15 protein-coding genes are annotated in these 15677 nt (G+C 59.9%); 13 read left to right on the forward strand and 2 right to left on the reverse strand.

Translation table 11 applies throughout. The annotated features are described in order from the left end of the window. The first annotated feature begins 3 nt into the window (after window positions 1-3). The gene (locus J5N58_RS22550) at window positions 4-489 is read left to right on the forward strand and encodes an Lrp/AsnC family transcriptional regulator (RefSeq protein ID WP_244713172.1); all 486 of its coding nucleotides are present in this window, start codon (window positions 4-6) and stop codon (window positions 487-489) included. An 11-nt stretch (window positions 490-500) separates the two neighbouring features. On the opposite strand, the gene J5N58_RS22555 is transcribed toward J5N58_RS22550, so the two are convergent. Further along, window positions 501-1697 (reverse strand): AI-2E family transporter, encoded by a 1197-nt coding sequence (locus tag J5N58_RS22555; RefSeq protein WP_425314485.1) that lies wholly within the window; start codon window positions 1695-1697, stop codon window positions 501-503. A 417-nt stretch (window positions 1698-2114) separates the two neighbouring features. Between J5N58_RS22555 and ytfQ the strand changes: the two genes are divergently transcribed. From ytfQ to J5N58_RS22610, 11 genes are all read left to right on the forward strand, one after another. Continuing rightward, entirely contained in the window at window positions 2115-3077 is a 963-nt protein-coding gene (gene ytfQ / locus J5N58_RS22560; protein WP_112827883.1) for a galactofuranose ABC transporter, galactofuranose-binding protein YtfQ, read from the forward strand. Between the two features lie 97 nt (window positions 3078-3174). Then, complete coding sequence (locus tag J5N58_RS22565) at window positions 3175-4704, forward strand: sugar ABC transporter ATP-binding protein (RefSeq protein WP_112827882.1); 1530 nt, start codon at window positions 3175-3177, stop codon at window positions 4702-4704. Then, the gene (locus tag J5N58_RS22570) at window positions 4701-5708 is read left to right on the forward strand and encodes an ABC transporter permease (protein WP_112827881.1); all 1008 of its coding nucleotides are present in this window, start codon (window positions 4701-4703) and stop codon (window positions 5706-5708) included. Before J5N58_RS22565 ends, J5N58_RS22570 begins: the two co-directional genes overlap by 4 nt. Continuing rightward, a complete protein-coding gene (gene yjfF / locus J5N58_RS22575) occupies window positions 5705-6691 on the forward strand; it encodes a galactofuranose ABC transporter, permease protein YjfF (RefSeq protein ID WP_113439147.1) in 987 nt (328 codons plus the stop codon). The genes J5N58_RS22570 and yjfF overlap by 4 nt, the downstream gene beginning before the upstream one ends. Continuing rightward, window positions 6684-7448, forward strand: a complete 765-nt coding sequence (locus J5N58_RS22580) for a FadR/GntR family transcriptional regulator (RefSeq protein ID WP_113426614.1) — start codon at window positions 6684-6686, stop codon at window positions 7446-7448. Before yjfF ends, J5N58_RS22580 begins: the two co-directional genes overlap by 8 nt. Before the next feature lie 124 nt (window positions 7449-7572). Further along, complete coding sequence (gene minC, locus J5N58_RS22585) at window positions 7573-8325, forward strand: septum site-determining protein MinC (RefSeq protein WP_244713174.1); 753 nt, start codon at window positions 7573-7575, stop codon at window positions 8323-8325. Between the two features lie 30 nt (window positions 8326-8355). After that, window positions 8356-9171 carry a septum site-determining protein MinD gene (minD, locus tag J5N58_RS22590; protein WP_112827877.1) on the forward strand — a complete coding sequence of 272 codons (816 nt, stop codon included), beginning with the start codon at window positions 8356-8358 and terminating at the stop codon, window positions 9169-9171. Further along, window positions 9168-9428, forward strand: a complete 261-nt coding sequence (gene minE / locus J5N58_RS22595; RefSeq protein ID WP_112827876.1) for a cell division topological specificity factor MinE — start codon at window positions 9168-9170, stop codon at window positions 9426-9428. The genes minD and minE overlap by 4 nt, the downstream gene beginning before the upstream one ends. Before the next feature lie 279 nt (window positions 9429-9707). Continuing rightward, window positions 9708-10253 (forward strand): DDE-type integrase/transposase/recombinase, encoded by a 546-nt coding sequence (locus J5N58_RS22600; protein ID WP_113443655.1) that lies wholly within the window; start codon window positions 9708-9710, stop codon window positions 10251-10253. Between the two features lie 301 nt (window positions 10254-10554). Then, a complete protein-coding gene (locus J5N58_RS22605) occupies window positions 10555-11088 on the forward strand; it encodes a DUF992 domain-containing protein (RefSeq protein ID WP_113337977.1) in 534 nt (177 codons plus the stop codon). A gap of 359 nt (window positions 11089-11447) precedes the next feature. Next, window positions 11448-12521 (forward strand): glycoside hydrolase family 25 protein, encoded by a 1074-nt coding sequence (locus tag J5N58_RS22610; protein ID WP_244713176.1) that lies wholly within the window; start codon window positions 11448-11450, stop codon window positions 12519-12521. Window positions 12522-12672: 151 nt separating this feature from the next. Here J5N58_RS22610 and J5N58_RS22615 read toward each other — a convergent pair whose 3' ends face one another. Next, window positions 12673-13899, reverse strand: coding sequence for a M24 family metallopeptidase (locus tag J5N58_RS22615; RefSeq protein WP_113443653.1), 1227 nt, complete (start codon window positions 13897-13899; stop codon window positions 12673-12675). Window positions 13900-14140: 241 nt separating this feature from the next. On the opposite strand from J5N58_RS22615, the gene J5N58_RS22620 reads away from it, so the two are divergent. Beyond that, window positions 14141-15667, forward strand: a complete 1527-nt coding sequence (locus tag J5N58_RS22620; protein ID WP_113443652.1) for an ABC transporter substrate-binding protein — start codon at window positions 14141-14143, stop codon at window positions 15665-15667. Window positions 15668-15677: the final 10 nt, after the last annotated feature.

Genomic DNA, 15677 nt, shown 5'->3' on the forward strand with positions numbered 1-15677 from the left:
TGCATGAGCGCTCTGGACGCTATCGACCGCAATATCCTGCGCCTGCTGAGGCTGGATGCCCGTATGAGCAATGCCGCTCTCGCGACCGAGGTCGGGCTGTCTCCATCGGCCTGCCTGAGGCGGATCAAGCTTCTGGAGAAATCAGGCGTCATCCGGGGATATACAGCGATTGTCGACAGCGGCCACATGGAGAATTCCATCGCGGTAATCGTCAACATCACGCTGGAGCGCCAGACGGAGGACTATCTCAACCGATTCGAGGCGGCGGTGAGGAAACATCCGGAAATCCAGGAATGCTTTCTGATGACGGGGGGATCGGATTACCTGCTGAAAGTGGAAGTGGCCAACGCCGGCGAATTCGAACGGATCCACAAGGAGATCCTCTCCACCATGCCGGGTGTTCTGCGAATCCATTCCAGCTTTTCGATCCGGGACGTCCTGGCGACACGCGCCAGGGTTTCACGCAGCAAACAATCGCCGGCACGATAGCGAGGAGCGCCTTACGACGAGGAGGCCTTTGGCGCTGCCTTCGGGTGATCGGCTCCTTGAGCCGATGTGACGATTTTCGGAGACACGGACGCAGGCTCGTTGGCTACTTCGCGGATCCATTCGCGAAGGATGGCGACGAGCAGGGCCATCAGCACGGGACCGACGAAAAGCCCGAGGAATCCCATGGTCTTCACACCGCCGATAAGGCCGAAAAACGTTGGCAGGAAGGGAAGCTTGATTGGCCCGCCGACGAGATGCGGGCGCAGCGTCTTGTCGACGATGAAGAGTTCCGTCGTGCCCCAGACAAAAAGGGCGATGCCGGGACCGACCGAGCCGCTAGCGACGAGATAGATCGACACCAGAGTAAAACTAAGTGGTGCGCCGCCGGGAATGAGTGCCATGACACCCGTGATGAGGCCGAGCGTGACGGCGGACGGCACACCCGCCAGCCAATAGGCGATCCCAAGCACGACGCCTTCTCCGATCGCGATAATCGTCATACCTGTTACCGTCGAACTGATGGTCATCGGAACAACCCGCGACACCCGTTCCCAGCGATTAGGCAATATGCGTTCGCCCAGTCGGTCGAGTTGTCCGGCGAGATATCTGCCGTCGCGATAGACGAAGAAGAGCGTGATCAGCATGAACAGAAGCGTCAGGAACCACTGGAAGGCCGATGTCCCAAAAACCAGCAGCCCTCTGTAGATGCTGCCGATGTTCGCACCGCTGGTGATCTGCACCAGTTCGCCGAGACCGCCCGGATGAGCGAGATGCAACTCCCATTGTTCCAGCAGGGATGTTCCGACGATCGGGATGCCGCCGAGCCACTGTGGCGCAGGTGCCCCGGTTGCATTGGCCTGGACTGCCCATGCCGCCCAGATCTTGATTTCCTGAACGGCATAGAAGGCCGCGACCGAAATGGGCACGACGATGAAGGATATCACCAGAACGATCGCGATCGTGGCCCCGAGCGTGCGATTGCCGCCAATGCTTTTCAGCAAGCGACGGTAAAGGGGCCAGCTTGCGAAGCCGATTACGAGGGCCGCCAATACGGGGACGACGAAGCCATGGAAAAAGTAGACGCCGGCCAGCAGCACGAAAACGATAAGCCAGCGCGCCGCCGATCGCGGCCCCACGAGAAAAGCAAGGTCTTCGCGGGAGTTATCGGACGGGCTGGGCGTTTTCACGGCCTTTTCACCTTTATGCATGGTCACGTATGCGTGTCGCTTTCAGTTGATCTTATCCGGACTCACGGCGCAACAGACTTTCTTCAGTTTCTCAGATGCGGTGAATCTTCGCCCGCCTGCGCTTGAGGCTTGCTTGAGTAGCAACTGGCGGAACGGATTTGAAGTTCGCAAGCAATCCTCGCACGGGAGAGGCTGACCGCTGGAACGAGCGCCTTGTCTCTTGTCAGAGGCGCTTTTCCGGCATTTTGGGTAATTCTATCTGCTGACCATGAAGACTATCTTATGGTCGGGTCGATTTCGCGAGCCGTTATCAGAAAGTGTATGTGCATTGCATATACACTTTTTGCGAGTTTATATTTACATATAATAGTACTATTGCTAGCGTCGCGACATGCCGAACCTGCGGAGGGCGGGTACGGTAATTTTGGGGAGGAAATCATGTCTGTTCTATCCAGACTCGCGCTTGGCGCGGGTGTGTCTATCCTTTTGTCCACGACAGCGCTCGCAGCCGATCTGACGGTTGGTTTTTCGCAAATCGGTTCGGAGTCCGGCTGGCGTGCGGCCGAAACGTCCGTCACCAAGGCCGAGGCCGAAAAACGCGGCATCGATCTCAAATTCGCCGATGCCCAGCAGAAGCAGGAAAATCAGATCAAGGCGATCCGCGGTTTCATCGCTCAGGGCGTCGACGCGATCCTCGTGGCACCTGTTGTTGCGACCGGTTGGGAAGCGGTGCTTGGGGAAGCCAAGGACGCAAAGATCCCTGTGATCCTGCTCGACCGCGGGGTCGATGCGCCGCAGGACCTCTACCTGACGTCGATCGCCTCCGACCAGGTCGAGGAGGGTCGTGTTGCCGGACGCTGGCTGACGGAAACCGTGAAGGACAAGGACTGCAAGGTCGTCGAGTTGCAGGGCACCGTCGGATCCACGCCGGCAATCAACCGCAAGAAGGGCTTCGAGGAGGCCATTGCCGATCACAAGAATATCTCGATCGTTCGTAGCCAGACCGGTGACTTCACCCGCTCGAAGGGCAAGGAAGTGATGGAAGGCTTCATCAAGGCCGAGAATGGCGGCAAGGGCATCTGCGCAGTCTACGCCCATAACGACGACATGGCCGTTGGCGCAATCCAGGCCATCAAGGATGCCGGTCTCAAGCCCGGTTCCGATATTCTCGTCGTTTCGATCGATGCGGTCCCGGATATCTTCGCGGCCATGGCCGCCGGCGAAGCCAATGCCACTGTCGAACTGACGCCGAACATGGCCGGTCCCGCCTTCGATGCCCTGGAAGCCTATCTGAAGGACGGCAAGGAACCGGAGAAATTCATCATCACCGAGTCGAAGCTCTATACCCCTGCCGACAATCCCAAGGGTGAATACGAAGCTCGTAAGGGCCTCGGTTACTGATCTCCCTGCCCACACAGGGGCGCCGGGATTTCTCGGCGCCCCTTGCATTGCAGATGAGGTCGGCGAAATATCGTCGCGGAGTGAGTGGGGGAAGACTATGGAGACAGATGGCCCGGACACGAATTTCGTGCTGGAGGCGCGTGGTGTCGGCAAGATTTTCGGCCAGAACCGGGCATTGAACGACGTAAACTTCGGTTTGCGATCGGGTGAGGTGCATGCCCTTCTGGGGGAAAACGGTGCCGGCAAGTCCACGTTGATCAAGATCCTGACCGGAGCCTATCAGCCGGATGCCGGCGAAGTCGTGCTCGATGGCAGGGCGGTACAGTTCCGTGATCCGCTCGATGCCCAGTCCCACGGCATCGGAACCGTCTACCAGGAAGTCAATCTTCTGCCGAACCGCTCCGTCGCGGAAAACCTCTATCTCGGTCATCAGCCGACGCGCTTCGGCTTCGTGCGCAAGTCCCTGATTGCGCGCAATGCCCGTGCGCTCCTTGCGCGTTATGGTCTCGATATCGATGTCGAAGCTGAGCTCGGCAGCTATTCGGTCGCCGTGCAGCAGATCGTCGCCATCTGCCGGGCCGTGGAGCTTTCCGGCAAGGTGCTGGTGCTCGATGAACCTACGGCAAGCCTCGACCGGCATGAGGTCGACAGGCTGTTCGAAGTGATCGCCGCACTGAAGGCCGAGGGTCTTGCGATCGTTTTCATCACCCATTTTCTGGATCAGGTCTTTGCGATTTCCGACCGAGTGACGATCCTGCGCAACGGCCGGCTCATTGGCACCCGCCCGCTTGCCGGTCTGACCCGCACGGATGTCGTCCGCATGATGCTGGGCAAGGATGTCAGTTTCGTTCCTGCCGTGACCGGCATCGAGGAGCGAGAGGCCGGACCTGCCATGGTCGAATTCGACAATTGCGGCAAGACCGGCAAGGTGAAGCCCTTCTCGGTGCGTATCCACAAAGGGGAGGTGGTCGGCGTGGCGGGACTGCTCGGATCCGGGCGCACCGAAATGGCGCGTGTCATGTTCGGTGTCGATCCGTCCGACAGCGGGGAAATCCGCATTGGCAAGAAGCGTATCGATCTGAAGAACCCGGTGCAGGCCATCGCGCATGGCTTCGGCTTCTGCCCGGAGGACCGCAAGGCGGAGGGCATTCTCGGGGATCTCTCGGTGCGGGAAAACATTGTCATCGCGCTGCAGGGCAAGCTGGGTTGGTTTCGTGCGCTCAACCGCGACGAACAGATGGAGATTGCCGGCAGGTTCGCCGAGGAACTCGATATTCGCGCCGCCTCTCACGATATGCCAGTCAAGCTTCTGTCCGGTGGAAACCAGCAGAAGGTGATCCTCGCCCGCTGGCTGGCGACGGATCCGGACTTCCTCATCCTTGATGAGCCGACGCGTGGCATCGATGTCGGTGCCCATGCAGAAATCGTCCGGACCATCAATCGCCTGCGTGAGGACGGTCTGGCTCTGATGGTGATCTCTTCCGAACTCGATGAAATCGTCGCCTATTCGTCCCGTGTCGTCGTCATGCGCGACCGCGAGATGGTGGCGGAGCTGCATGGCGACCAGATAACGCCGTCAGTCATCGTCCAGGCGATCGCCGCCCAGCCCGAAGGAGAGACAGCATGATCGCAGGCCGGCTGACGCGGGCTATCAATCCGCAAACCATCGCCTTGCTTGGTGTGTTGTTCATCAACTGGCTGCTGTTTCCGGGATTCTTCGATGTAACCTGGCAGGACGGACGCCTGTTCGGCAGCCTGATCGACGTGCTGAACCGTGGTGTGCCCGTGGCAATCCTCGCCATCGGCATGACCGCGGTCATCGCGACCAAGGGCGTGGATCTTTCCGTCGGCGCGGTGATGGCCATCTCTGGCGCCGTTGCTGCGACCATGGTGACCGCGGGTTATCCAGGCTATATTGCAGTGCCGGCCGCACTCGCCGCCGGCCTTGCCTGCGGACTGTGGAATGGCATTCTCGTTACCTTCCTCGAGATTCAGCCGATCGTCGCGACGCTGGTGCTGATGGTTGCGGGGCGAGGCATCGCGCAGCTCATCACAGAGGGGTCCATCGTCACCTTCTCTGACCCGGTCCTGATCTTCATCGGCACGGGTTCCTTCTTCGGCCTTCCTATGCCCGTGCCGATTGCCGCCTGCCTACTGGTCATCAGCGTCTTGGCGGTGCGTTCCACCGCGATCGGTCTTTTCATTGAGGCCGTCGGGGTTAACCGGACCGCAGCCAGCCTGGCCGGTATTCACAGCCGGCTGCTGCTGCTGGCGATCTACACATTCTCCGGTTTTTGCGCGGCTATCTCCGGCATCATCGTTGCCGGGGATATCCGGGGGGCAGATGCCAACAATGCCGGTCTCTGGCTTGAACTGGATGCGATCCTTGCCGTGGTGATCGGCGGTACGTCGCTTCTCGGCGGCCGCTTCTCGATCGCCATGTCGGTGATCGGCGCGATCATCATCCAGGCGATGAATACAGGCATTCTCGTGTCGGGCTTCCCGCCCGAGTTCAATCTCGTGGTCAAGGCCGGCGTCATCATCCTTATCCTGCTGATGCAGTCTCCGCTCGCAGGGCGGCTCGTTGAAGCCCGGCGCAACCGTCGCCTTCTTTCCGGAAAATCCTCATGAACCGCAGTCTTCGCCCCTTGGCGGCCACCGCCCTCATCTTTGCGCTCGCCTATGCCGCAAGCGTCCTGCAATATCCGGGAATGTTCTCGACGCGCGTCCTCGGCAACTTCCTGACCGACAATGCGTTTCTCGGCATCGCGGCAGTTGGCATGACCTTCGTGATCCTGTCCGGTGGCATCGATCTTTCGGTCGGCGCGGTGATCGGCTTCACCGGGGTCATGATCGCGGTTCTGGTGTCTTGGTATGGCTATCACCCGCTCGTCGCCTTTGCCGTTGCGCTCGGGCTTTCCGCAGGGTTCGGGGCGGCGATGGGTACTGCCATCCACTATCTTCAGGTGCCGTCCTTTATCGTCACGCTCGCCGGGATGTTTCTAGCTCGAGGCGTGGCCTCGGTCATCACGCAGGATTCCATTCCGGTCACCCATGCGTTCTATGCGAGTGTTTCCTCCACTTACTTCCTTCTTCCGGGGGGCGGGCGGATCAGCTTGATCGGCGGACTGATGATTACAGTCTTTATCGTCGGGGCACTACTTGCGCACCGCACGCGCTTCGGCTCCTACGTCTATGCGCTCGGGGGCAACACCACGTCGGCGCAACTGATGGGCGTTCCGGTGGCGCGCACGACAATCCTCGTCTATACGCTCTCTGCGACTTTATCGGGTCTCGCAGGCATTGTTTTTTCGCTATATACCTCCGCCGGTTATCCGTTGGCGGCGGTAGGTGTCGAGCTTGATGCGATCGGGGCCGTGGTCATCGGGGGCACTCTGCTGACCGGCGGGTACGGCTTCGTCTTCGGAACCTTCATCGGCGTCATGCTGCAGGGGCTCGTGCAGACCTACATCATCTTCGACGGTACGCTTTCGAGTTGGTGGACGAAGATCGTCATCGGCGGACTGCTATTCGTCTTCATCGTATTGCAGCGGCTGGTCTTCTCGGCTTCCTCTGTACGAACAAGAGGCTTTTGGAAATTGAAACATGAGTGAACCCGGTAGCCTGATCCGCTCGCGTTCCGGGCGGTCGGCTGCACCCAATTTTCATTCGTTCATCATCAATGAGATCGGGGCCGGCATTGTTTCCGGCCGCTTTCCCGTGGGCTCCATCCTGCCCAGGGATGCCGAGCTTATGGATACCTATGGCGTCTCCCGAACAGTGTTGCGCGAGGCGCTGAAGACGCTCGAGGCCAAAGGGCTGGTCGAGGCACGGCCGAAGGTCGGAACGCGGGTCTCGCCGAAAAGCCGATGGCAGCTCTTTGACCAGCAGGTGCTGCTCTGGCATTTCGAGGCCGGGCTCGATCCGCAATTTGTCGGTTATCTCTTTGATGTCCGCCGCTTGCTGGAACTCGAAACGGTGCGCCTTGCCGCAAAGCTGCGCACTGCCGATCACATCCGCATGCTCTATTACTGGCTTCAGCAGATGAGCGTGTCCCGCGGCATGGCCGATTCCTTCGCCCTTGCCACCCTGGAACTTCATCGCATCCTCGCGGATACCTCGCAGAACCCCATGCTGAGGGCGGCGCTGGGTGTCACCGAATTCACGCTTGCGGCCGCGATGCCCCTGGGCGACAGCCGCGATAACAGCGTTTTTTACGAAACCGCGATCAACAAGCGGCGCAATCTCGTGCAGGCCGTGGAGGCAGGAAATGTCGCCGAGGCGGAGGCGAGCATCTTGCAGGCGATCGAGGCGGATCTTGCCGGATCCCACGCTCGCAGCGCCGCCGGCATATTGCAGAACGATCATTGATTTCAGTGGTTTCCGCTCGGCTCGCGTGCCGCGTGCGGCGTGAAAAGCTTTACAAGCGAATGCCGATATTAACCATTTGTTAACCATGGCGAGGGTACTTAAGGTCAACGATTTGTTTACGTAGATGACCAAAGTGCTAACAGACGCCCGCTCGATCCGAATCAAAGGTCGCTCCTTCCTGGCGGTCGTATTGTCGCCGGACCTGCCACTCGACCAGTGGCTGGAAAGGCTGGACGACCTTGCCGCACGCTCGGCAGGGTTCTTCCTGTCCCGACCCGTCGTTCTCGACGTCAGCGAGTTGTCTCTCGACAAGGCGCAGATCAAGGATCTTCTTGCCGAACTCGCCGCGCGCAATGTCGCCATCATGGGTATCGAAGGTGCGCGTCCCTCCGCCATCGGCCCGGGGATGCCGCCGGCGCTGAAGGGTGGTCGCCCGGCCTCTGATTTCGAGATCTCACCCTCCGAGCCGTCAGCCGAACAGGAAGAGAAGAAACAGGCGAGCGCTTCTGAAGCCGCGCCCGCGCCGGTGCCGGAGGTGCGCCCGGTGTTGCAGTCGCTGGTCATCCGCGAGCCGGTGCGCTCGGGACAATCGGTGATCTTCCCGGAGGGCGATGTGACAATCATCGGATCGGTCGCCTCGGGCGCCGAGGTCATAGCCGGCGGATCGGTTCATATCTACGGCGCGTTGCGCGGCCGCGCCATGGCGGGGTCGCTCGGAAACGCCGAAGCACGAATTTTCTGTCGCAAGCTCGAAGCGGAGCTGGTCGCCATCGACGGCATCTACAAGATGGCCGAGGACCTGCCCGCCGCGCTTCGCGGACAACCTGTACAGCTGTGGCTCGAAGACGATTCGATCATGGCAGCAAAAGTTATCTGAGCCGATGCCGGCCGAAAACAGGAGAGCAAGATGGGGAAGGTAATCGTCGTCACTTCAGGCAAGGGCGGGGTCGGCAAGACGACCACGACTGCCGCGCTCGGCGCGGCCCTGGCGCAGCGGAACGAAAAGGTCGCAGTCGTGGACTTTGATGTCGGCCTGCGCAACCTCGACCTCGTCATGGGCGCCGAACGCCGCGTGGTTTACGATTTGGTCAACGTGATCCAGGGCGATGCCAAGCTGCAGCAGGCTCTGATCCGCGACAAGCGGCTCGAGACGCTGTTCCTACTGCCGGCCTCCCAGACGCGCGACAAGGACAACCTGACGCCCGAGGGTGTCGAGTGGGTCATCAACGAACTGCGGCGCTATTTCGACTGGATCATCTGCGACAGCCCGGCCGGGATCGAGCGCGGCGCAACGCTTGCCATGCGGCATGCCGACGTGGCCGTCGTTGTGACCAATCCCGAAGTCTCCTCGGTTCGCGACAGCGATCGCATCATCGGTCTTCTGGACGCCAAGACCCTCAAGGCCGAACGCGGGGAGCGCATGGAAAAGCACTTGCTGCTGACCCGCTACGACCCCGCCCGCGCCGAGCGTGGCGACATGCTGAAGGTGGATGATGTCCTGGAAATTCTCTCCATCCCGCTGCTCGGCATCATCCCGGAAAGCATGGATGTGCTGCGCGCCTCCAATATCGGTGCGCCGGTCACGCTCGCCGATGTCCGTAGTGCGCCGGCCATGGCCTATTTCGACGCCGCACGGCGTCTTGCCGGCGAAACCCTGCCGATCACTGTTCCAGGAGAAAAGCGTGGGATCTTCGGTAAGATCTTCGCCCGGAGGGCAGCATGAGTATTTTCCGGCTTTTCAACCGGCAGAGGTCTGCTCCGATGGCGCGGGAGCGCCTGCAGGTCCTGCTAGCCCATGAACGCGCTTCGGCAGGTTCGGATCTCGTTGCAACGCTGCGCGAGGAAATCCTCGCGGTCATTGCGAGGCATGTGGAACTCGACAGCGACCGCGTGCAGGTGAAGATGGACCGCGATGAGCACTATTCGATCCTGGAGATCGACGTCGAAATCCCGCTCGAAGCGACCATGCAGGCAGCTTGAGCGTCCAATCAAGCCGTTTCTTCCATTCAGGCCGCTGAGCGCCCGGCGGCCTGAACGGGGCCTGTCGCCAATTTTCTTGGTCAACGCGCGGTTGACCTCGACGGTGGAAACTCCGCTTCCAAAGTAGTGGAGCGTGCCGATGGTTCTGAATGCCATGCCGAGAGGCTGAAGCACTGGTCAAAGGATGATTTCAAAAGGCGTCATTTCGAAGCCTGGCTGATCGTGCAGGCGGTGACCTGATATCTGCGCTATCCGCTCACTTGCCGAGACTTGGAAGAAATGGTGCTGGAGCGTGGCTTCGAGGTCGACCACAGCATCATCAATCGTCGGGTCCTCGCCTATGCATTTGTCATCGAGAAGCGACAGCGCCAGTTTCGCCCACCGCATTGTGGTTCAGTCGGGATCGACGAGACCTACGTCAAAAGCCGGGGCACGTGGCGCTACCTGTATTGCGCGATAGACAAGCACGGAAACACGATCGATCTCGCTTTGACCGCAAAGCGCGACCTTGATGCGGTCAAGCGCTTCTTTCGTAAGATGCTCAAGGTGAGCCGCTGCTCTCGCCGGAAAAGATCGGCCCTGATGGGGCCAATACCTTTCCTTCAACGATCAAGACGGTCGTCGACGATGGCCTCCTGCGCCTTGGCCCGGTCCCACTATTTTACCAAGCATCTTCAGCAAGGTGTCGAGGGCGGCCATTTCCGGGTGAAGAAAAACATGCCCAAGATCGACGGCTTCCAATCCTGCGAGATGGCATGTCGAACGATCGCGGGTTTCGAAGCGATGCCGTGGCTGAAGAAGGGCTTCGGCTTCACCGGCGATTGAACCGTCAATAATCAGAACGATCTGCTCGCGCGCCTCTTCGAACTTCAGAAGTTAATAGAGTCTGAAGATGCAGCCGCTCAAGGAAAGTCTCAACCTGCTGGAGTGTTTGCGACAGGCCCGAGGTGTGCCTTCGCAGTTTTTCGATTTCCTTGCGAAAGGCTTGCTCTCGACATTCGGACACGATCCTGGAGTTGGGAAACGGACCATTCTTTCGCCATATGCGTTGACCAAAAGTAATTCTGTCCCGTCGACCGCATGATTTCCCCCTAAGCGGTCGCAACAGTTTTGAAGGAGTAAAGGGATGAAGAAGATTCTTGCCGTGGCGCTCGCCGCCCTGCCGGTTCTGGCGGGCGCCGGAGCGGCCTTTTCGGCCGATGCCATCTCCCGCCAGGAACCGGTTCCGGATTTCAAGCAACAGGATAGCCGCGGTGGTGTCCGGATCGGCTATCTCGATTGCTCGATCGGTGGCGGCGTCGGCTATGTGCTCGGTTCCGCCAAGGAAGCCGATTGCGTTTTTACGTCCGCAATCGGCAGCGAGCCGCTCGACCGCTATACCGGTGTCGTCCGTAAGATGGGCGTAGACGTCGGCTTTACGACCCGCAGCCGGCTGGTCTGGGCCGTCTTCGCTCCCACTGCCGGCTATCATCATGGTTCGCTCGGCGGCCTTTATCAGGGCGCCAGTGCAGAAGCCACGGTAGGTGCAGGCGTTGGCGCCAATGTGCTGGTCGGCGGCACCTCCGGCTCCATCCATTTGCAGACAATCAGTGTGACCGGACAGCTTGGTCTGAACTTGGCTGCGACCGGCACCTCGGTGACCCTGACGCCGGAAAGCTGATCCCTCTATCCATGCCCCGCCATTCTCGACCCGATATGGCGGGGCTTCTTTTCAGCTTATCGTCCTCAAGGCCTCGTCGTCCGGCAGCCCCCCGCAAACCGACAATCCGTTTGTCCAGCTTGCCGATGAGGCGCCGGGCCGAAACTGGCCGCCGGACCAGCCTCTTCCCTCGCAAAAATCCACTTCGACCCTCGCAGCTTCACGGTTTTGTGTTCGCTGCCGAGCATCCGCTCCGGCTTTGCCGCGATCGGTAAAGATTGCATTTAACTTTTGCCGGTAAAACTCTGTTAGCAATTCCAGTCAGTGGTCCCGGCCGGGCGGCATGATACCGCCCGCCGCATGTATAGAGTATCGGTGCCATGCGTCTTTCTACCCTGTCCTCGATCTTGTTCGGGTGCCTTGTCGTTGCCGGGTGCAGATCGACGTCAGGTCCCGAGGAGGCATTGAACATCGCGCCTTCCCAGGACATTACGCGCGCTGTCAGCGCGGCTCCGGCTCCTGTCCCGGCCGTGCAGCCGGTAGGGCAGGTCAGCGCGCCGGTCGTGCCGCAGCAGCAGGTCGCCACCGCCCAGCCGCAAATTCCGTCTTCTCCAGTCCTGGCATGGGCCGGTACAGTGCCGGAACCGAGAGCCCTTCAGCCGGCGACGCTTTCCGCGGGTATGCCAGTTCCGGTCGAAAAACCGGTGGCGATGCTGGTTCCATCCGCTCCTCAGCTCGAGCAGGCCCCGCAGGGCCGATCTCGGATCTACGGTCACCGCTTCCGGGATGCCAAGCCGATCAACTTCGGCAAGGCCTCACCGAAGAAACACGCAGTGCATGGTGTCGACGTTTCCCGCTGGCAGGGTGATATCGATTGGGAAAAGCTGCGCACGCAGGGCGCCAATTTCGCCTACATCAAGGCCACGGACGGCGGAGATCATCTCGATCCGATGTTCCGGAAGAACTGGAAGCGCGCGAAGGACGCCGGACTGAAGCGCGGTGCCTACCACTTCTTCTATTGGTGCCGCACCGCGGGTGAGCAGGCTGAATGGTTCATCCGCAACGTGCCGCGCGATCCTGACGCCCTGCCGCCGGTGATTGACGTGGAGTACAATGCAGAATCGAGCTGCAAGCGACGTCTCTCATCGACCAAGGTGCGTGAGAAGATGCAGGTCTTTATGGACATGCTGGAACGTCACTATGGCAAGCGGCCGGTCATCTATACAGCGCCCGACTTTTACGACGACCATCTCGAGGGACATTTCCTGGAATATCCCTTCTGGCTGCGTTCGGTAGCCGCGCATCCTTCCAAGGTCTATCCCGGTCGCAAGTGGCTGTTCTGGCAGTATTCCGGTTCGGGCCTGTCACAGGGCGTCAGCGGCAAGATCGACCTCAACGCCTTCTATGGCAGCGAGGAGCAATGGCATAACTGGACGGCGCGTGGCGGGGCCTGACCCGGATCGCCTCCCGCTAGTACCGGTGGCAAGCCCCCGCGACACCGTTGCCATGCTATCGGGGGGCGTCATGATAGGAGCGATGTGAAAAGGCTGCCTTCGTCGGCTTTTCAACCTCCTCATTCCGCTGATAGCTATCGTGTCATAGCCTTCAGGTTATTCGGATCAGCTCGCGCGGCAGGTTGTTCATGCATTCGGTGCCGGTTTCCGTCACCAGAAACTGATCCTCAATCATCAGCGCGCCGAAACCCTGTGCATAGAACGGCGTTTCAAGCGCGACGACCATGTTCTGTTCGATCAACTCGTCATTGCCGTTCGAAAAGAAAGGCCATTCCTCAATGCCGGCATTGCCGCCGACCGAATGGCCGAAATGTCCGCGATAATATTCCGTGAGGCCGTTCTTCCTGAACCGGGCGAGCATCGCGGCGTGAACGTCCCCGAAACGGCGGCCGGGTCGGATCTGTTCGAGACCGGCGAGAAAGGCCTCATGCAGGATGGCATGAAGATCCGTGGCGAGGGCATCCGGTTGTCCGAGCACAAACGTCCGCGCGCCGTCGGAGGAATAACCCTCGACCAGTGTTCCGACATCCGCCTTTATGAGGAAGCCTGGTTTTACCGTGGCGCCGGCGTTCGTGAGGTCGGGACCCGCTGAGATGTAGTCCCAATGTCCTGAGAGCCCGAAGCCTCGGGCAGTGCCTTCGTCCAGTGCGCCCTGAAGCCATGCGGCCGACAGTGCGCGCAGGGAAGCATCGGGCTTTACGGCGGATGCCAGCGACCGCAGGCCGGCTTCGGCCGCGCGCGCGGCACGGCGCAGACGCTCGATTTCTATGGGGTTCTTGAGCACCCTCAACCGCAGCAGTATGTCCGAAGCGTCCTTCCAAGTGGCATGGGGGAGAGCTTTCTTCAGCCTGTCGAAGTCTGTTGTTGGAAGGAAGGAGAAATCGCCTCCCAGCACTGCCTTGTCCAGTCCGCGTTCGGTGAGAATGTCGGCGAGCAGACGGAAGCATGCTTCCTGATCGAAGGTTTCCGGTCGCGAACCGGTGTTGTCCATATGGCGATAGGCTGTGTCGATATCGGCAATGGTTTCCTGTCCCGTCAGGGCGACGCCGTCGATCCAGATGCGGTGCGTCCGGATATCCACGGATTGGCGCAGGATCGCTAGACCGGCGGCGGCATGATCGCTGATAACGGCGGCGAGGGTGGCGGCCGGATCAGACGGAACGACTGCGATCGCGGAGCCTGCCCGTCCCCACATCGTAGCCACGCCGGCATAAGTGCCGATCGCATAGCGGAAGGCCTCCGGCTGGAAAAGGACGAGGGCGTCGATGCCGACAGCTCTCATCAAACGTTCAGCACGAACTCGGTCCAGGTCGCTCATGTCCTCAGCCTTTCAGTTTTGGGTACGATCCGTTGTCGATGGCGTACTTGAACTTCGCGAGCGTCGCGATAGTTCTTCATCCAAGCGGAAAATAATTCTCTTCACGCGACGGAATTGCCTGTGGGCATTTTCCTCTGTCGCAACAAATCAGGCGAAGGATCCAATACCCCACAAGTCTGGTAGGGTATAACACCAATCGAGATCAACGACCAAAAACACTGACAATACGAGGAGCACATCCATGAGCGGTTTTGCCAATAAAAACAGTTCGGCTTTCCTGTTCGAATGGCGCGCAACGACCGCTGCGGCCGCACTCGTCGCCCTTTCGTTTGCAACGCCGCTTGCGGCCGCGGATTTCGATGCCGATGCGACGGTCAACATCGGTTCTCTCTACGAGCCGCAGAACCTCGACAACACGGCAGGCGCGGGGCAGGGCATCAACGAAGCCTTCAACGGCAACGTCTACGAAGCGCTTTTCCGCCTGAGCGATGCCGGCGCGGTCGAGCCGGTTCTGGCTAAGGACTTCAAGGTCAGCGATGACGGTCTGACCTATACCTTCACCCTGCAACCCGGCGTCACCTTCCATTCCGGCGAACCGCTCACGGCAAAGGACGTCAAGTTCTCGATCGAGCGCGTCACGGCGGCTGAATCCAAGAGCTCGCGCAAGAACAGCCTCAAGACCATCAGTGCCATCGAAACACCAGATGACCAGACGGTTGTCGTAAAGCTCTCTTCCCGCTCGATTTCGCTGCCCTACAATCTGAGTTATGTCTGGGTGGTCAATGATACCGCCCAGGACCTGCAGTCTTCGGAAGATGGCACGGGTCCCTACAAGCTCGAGGAATGGCGTCGCGGTTCCTCCATCGCGCTACAGCGCTTCGACAGCTACTGGGGTACGAAGCCGAGCAATGGCGAAGTCGTCTACCAGTATTTCACCGAAGCGACCGCGCTTAACAACGCGTTGCTGACCGGTTCGGTTGATATCGTGACCTCCGTCCAGAGCCCGGATTCTCTTGCCCAGTTCAAGGATAATCCGGATTTCACAGTAGCCGAGGGCCAGTCCACCACCAAGCTGCTGCTCGCCTATAACGACCGGGTGAAGCCCTTCGACAACGTCAAGGTTCGCAAGGCTCTGGCCCGCGCCGTCGATAAAAAGAAGCTCCTGAACGCCATCTGGGGCGACTATGGCATCGTCATAGGCTCCTTTGTGCCGCCGACTGATCCCTGGTATGCCGACCTCACCAATGTCGATGCCTATGACGTGGAGAGCGCCAAGGCGCTACTGGCGGAGGCCGGTTATCCCGATGGCTTTTCCTTCACGCTCGACACGCCGAACTACGATCCGCATCCGATCGTCGCGCAGTTCCTGCAGACCGAACTTGCCAAGGTCGGCGTCAAGGTGAACATCAACGTCATCACCGCCAACGAGTGGTACACCAAGGTTTACAAGGCCCATGACTTCCAGGCGACCTTGCAGGAGCATGTGAACCACCGCGACATCGTCTTCTACGGCAATCCGGACTTCTACTGGGGCTACAACAACCCGAAGGTCGTCGATCTGATCAAGGAAGCCGAGGCCAGCGCCACCACCGACGAACAGACCGCGAAGCTCAAGGAAGCAAACACAGTGATCGCCGAGGATGCCGCCAGCAACTGGCTCTATCTCTATCCGCAGATCGTCGTCTCGAAGAAGGCGGTGACCGGCTATCCGGTGAACGGCCTCAACTCGCAGTTCTTTGCCTACGGCATCCAGAAGGCTGCCGAATAACGAACTGTTC

The organism is Paenirhizobium cremeum (assembly GCF_022884085.1).
Lineage (GTDB): Bacteria > Pseudomonadota > Alphaproteobacteria > Rhizobiales > Rhizobiaceae > Allorhizobium > Allorhizobium cremeum.

Bases quoted from the DNA above. Each gene is read 5' to 3' on its own strand.
- minD (WP_112827877.1), top strand. From the start codon at position 8,356: ATGGGGAAGGTAATCGTCGTCACTTCAGGCAAGGGCGGGGTCGGCAAG.
- J5N58_RS22600 (WP_113443655.1), top strand. From the start codon at position 9,708: ATGGTGCTGGAGCGTGGCTTCGAGGTCGACCACAGCATCATCAATCGT.
- J5N58_RS22550 (WP_244713172.1), top strand. From the start codon at position 4: ATGAGCGCTCTGGACGCTATCGACCGCAATATCCTGCGCCTGCTGAGG.
- J5N58_RS22570 (WP_112827881.1), top strand. From the start codon at position 4,701: ATGATCGCAGGCCGGCTGACGCGGGCTATCAATCCGCAAACCATCGCC.
- J5N58_RS22610 (WP_244713176.1), top strand. From the start codon at position 11,448: ATGCGTCTTTCTACCCTGTCCTCGATCTTGTTCGGGTGCCTTGTCGTT.
- J5N58_RS22620 (WP_113443652.1), top strand. From the start codon at position 14,141: ATGAGCGGTTTTGCCAATAAAAACAGTTCGGCTTTCCTGTTCGAATGG.
- ytfQ (WP_112827883.1), top strand. From the start codon at position 2,115: ATGTCTGTTCTATCCAGACTCGCGCTTGGCGCGGGTGTGTCTATCCTT.
- J5N58_RS22555 (WP_425314485.1), bottom strand. From the start codon at position 1,697: ATGCATAAAGGTGAAAAGGCCGTGAAAACGCCCAGCCCGTCCGATAAC.
- J5N58_RS22565 (WP_112827882.1), top strand. From the start codon at position 3,175: ATGGAGACAGATGGCCCGGACACGAATTTCGTGCTGGAGGCGCGTGGT.
- J5N58_RS22580 (WP_113426614.1), top strand. From the start codon at position 6,684: ATGAGTGAACCCGGTAGCCTGATCCGCTCGCGTTCCGGGCGGTCGGCT.
- yjfF (WP_113439147.1), top strand. From the start codon at position 5,705: ATGAACCGCAGTCTTCGCCCCTTGGCGGCCACCGCCCTCATCTTTGCG.
- minE (WP_112827876.1), top strand. From the start codon at position 9,168: ATGAGTATTTTCCGGCTTTTCAACCGGCAGAGGTCTGCTCCGATGGCG.
- J5N58_RS22605 (WP_113337977.1), top strand. From the start codon at position 10,555: ATGAAGAAGATTCTTGCCGTGGCGCTCGCCGCCCTGCCGGTTCTGGCG.
- J5N58_RS22615 (WP_113443653.1), bottom strand. From the start codon at position 13,899: ATGAGCGACCTGGACCGAGTTCGTGCTGAACGTTTGATGAGAGCTGTC.
- minC (WP_244713174.1), top strand. From the start codon at position 7,573: ATGACCAAAGTGCTAACAGACGCCCGCTCGATCCGAATCAAAGGTCGC.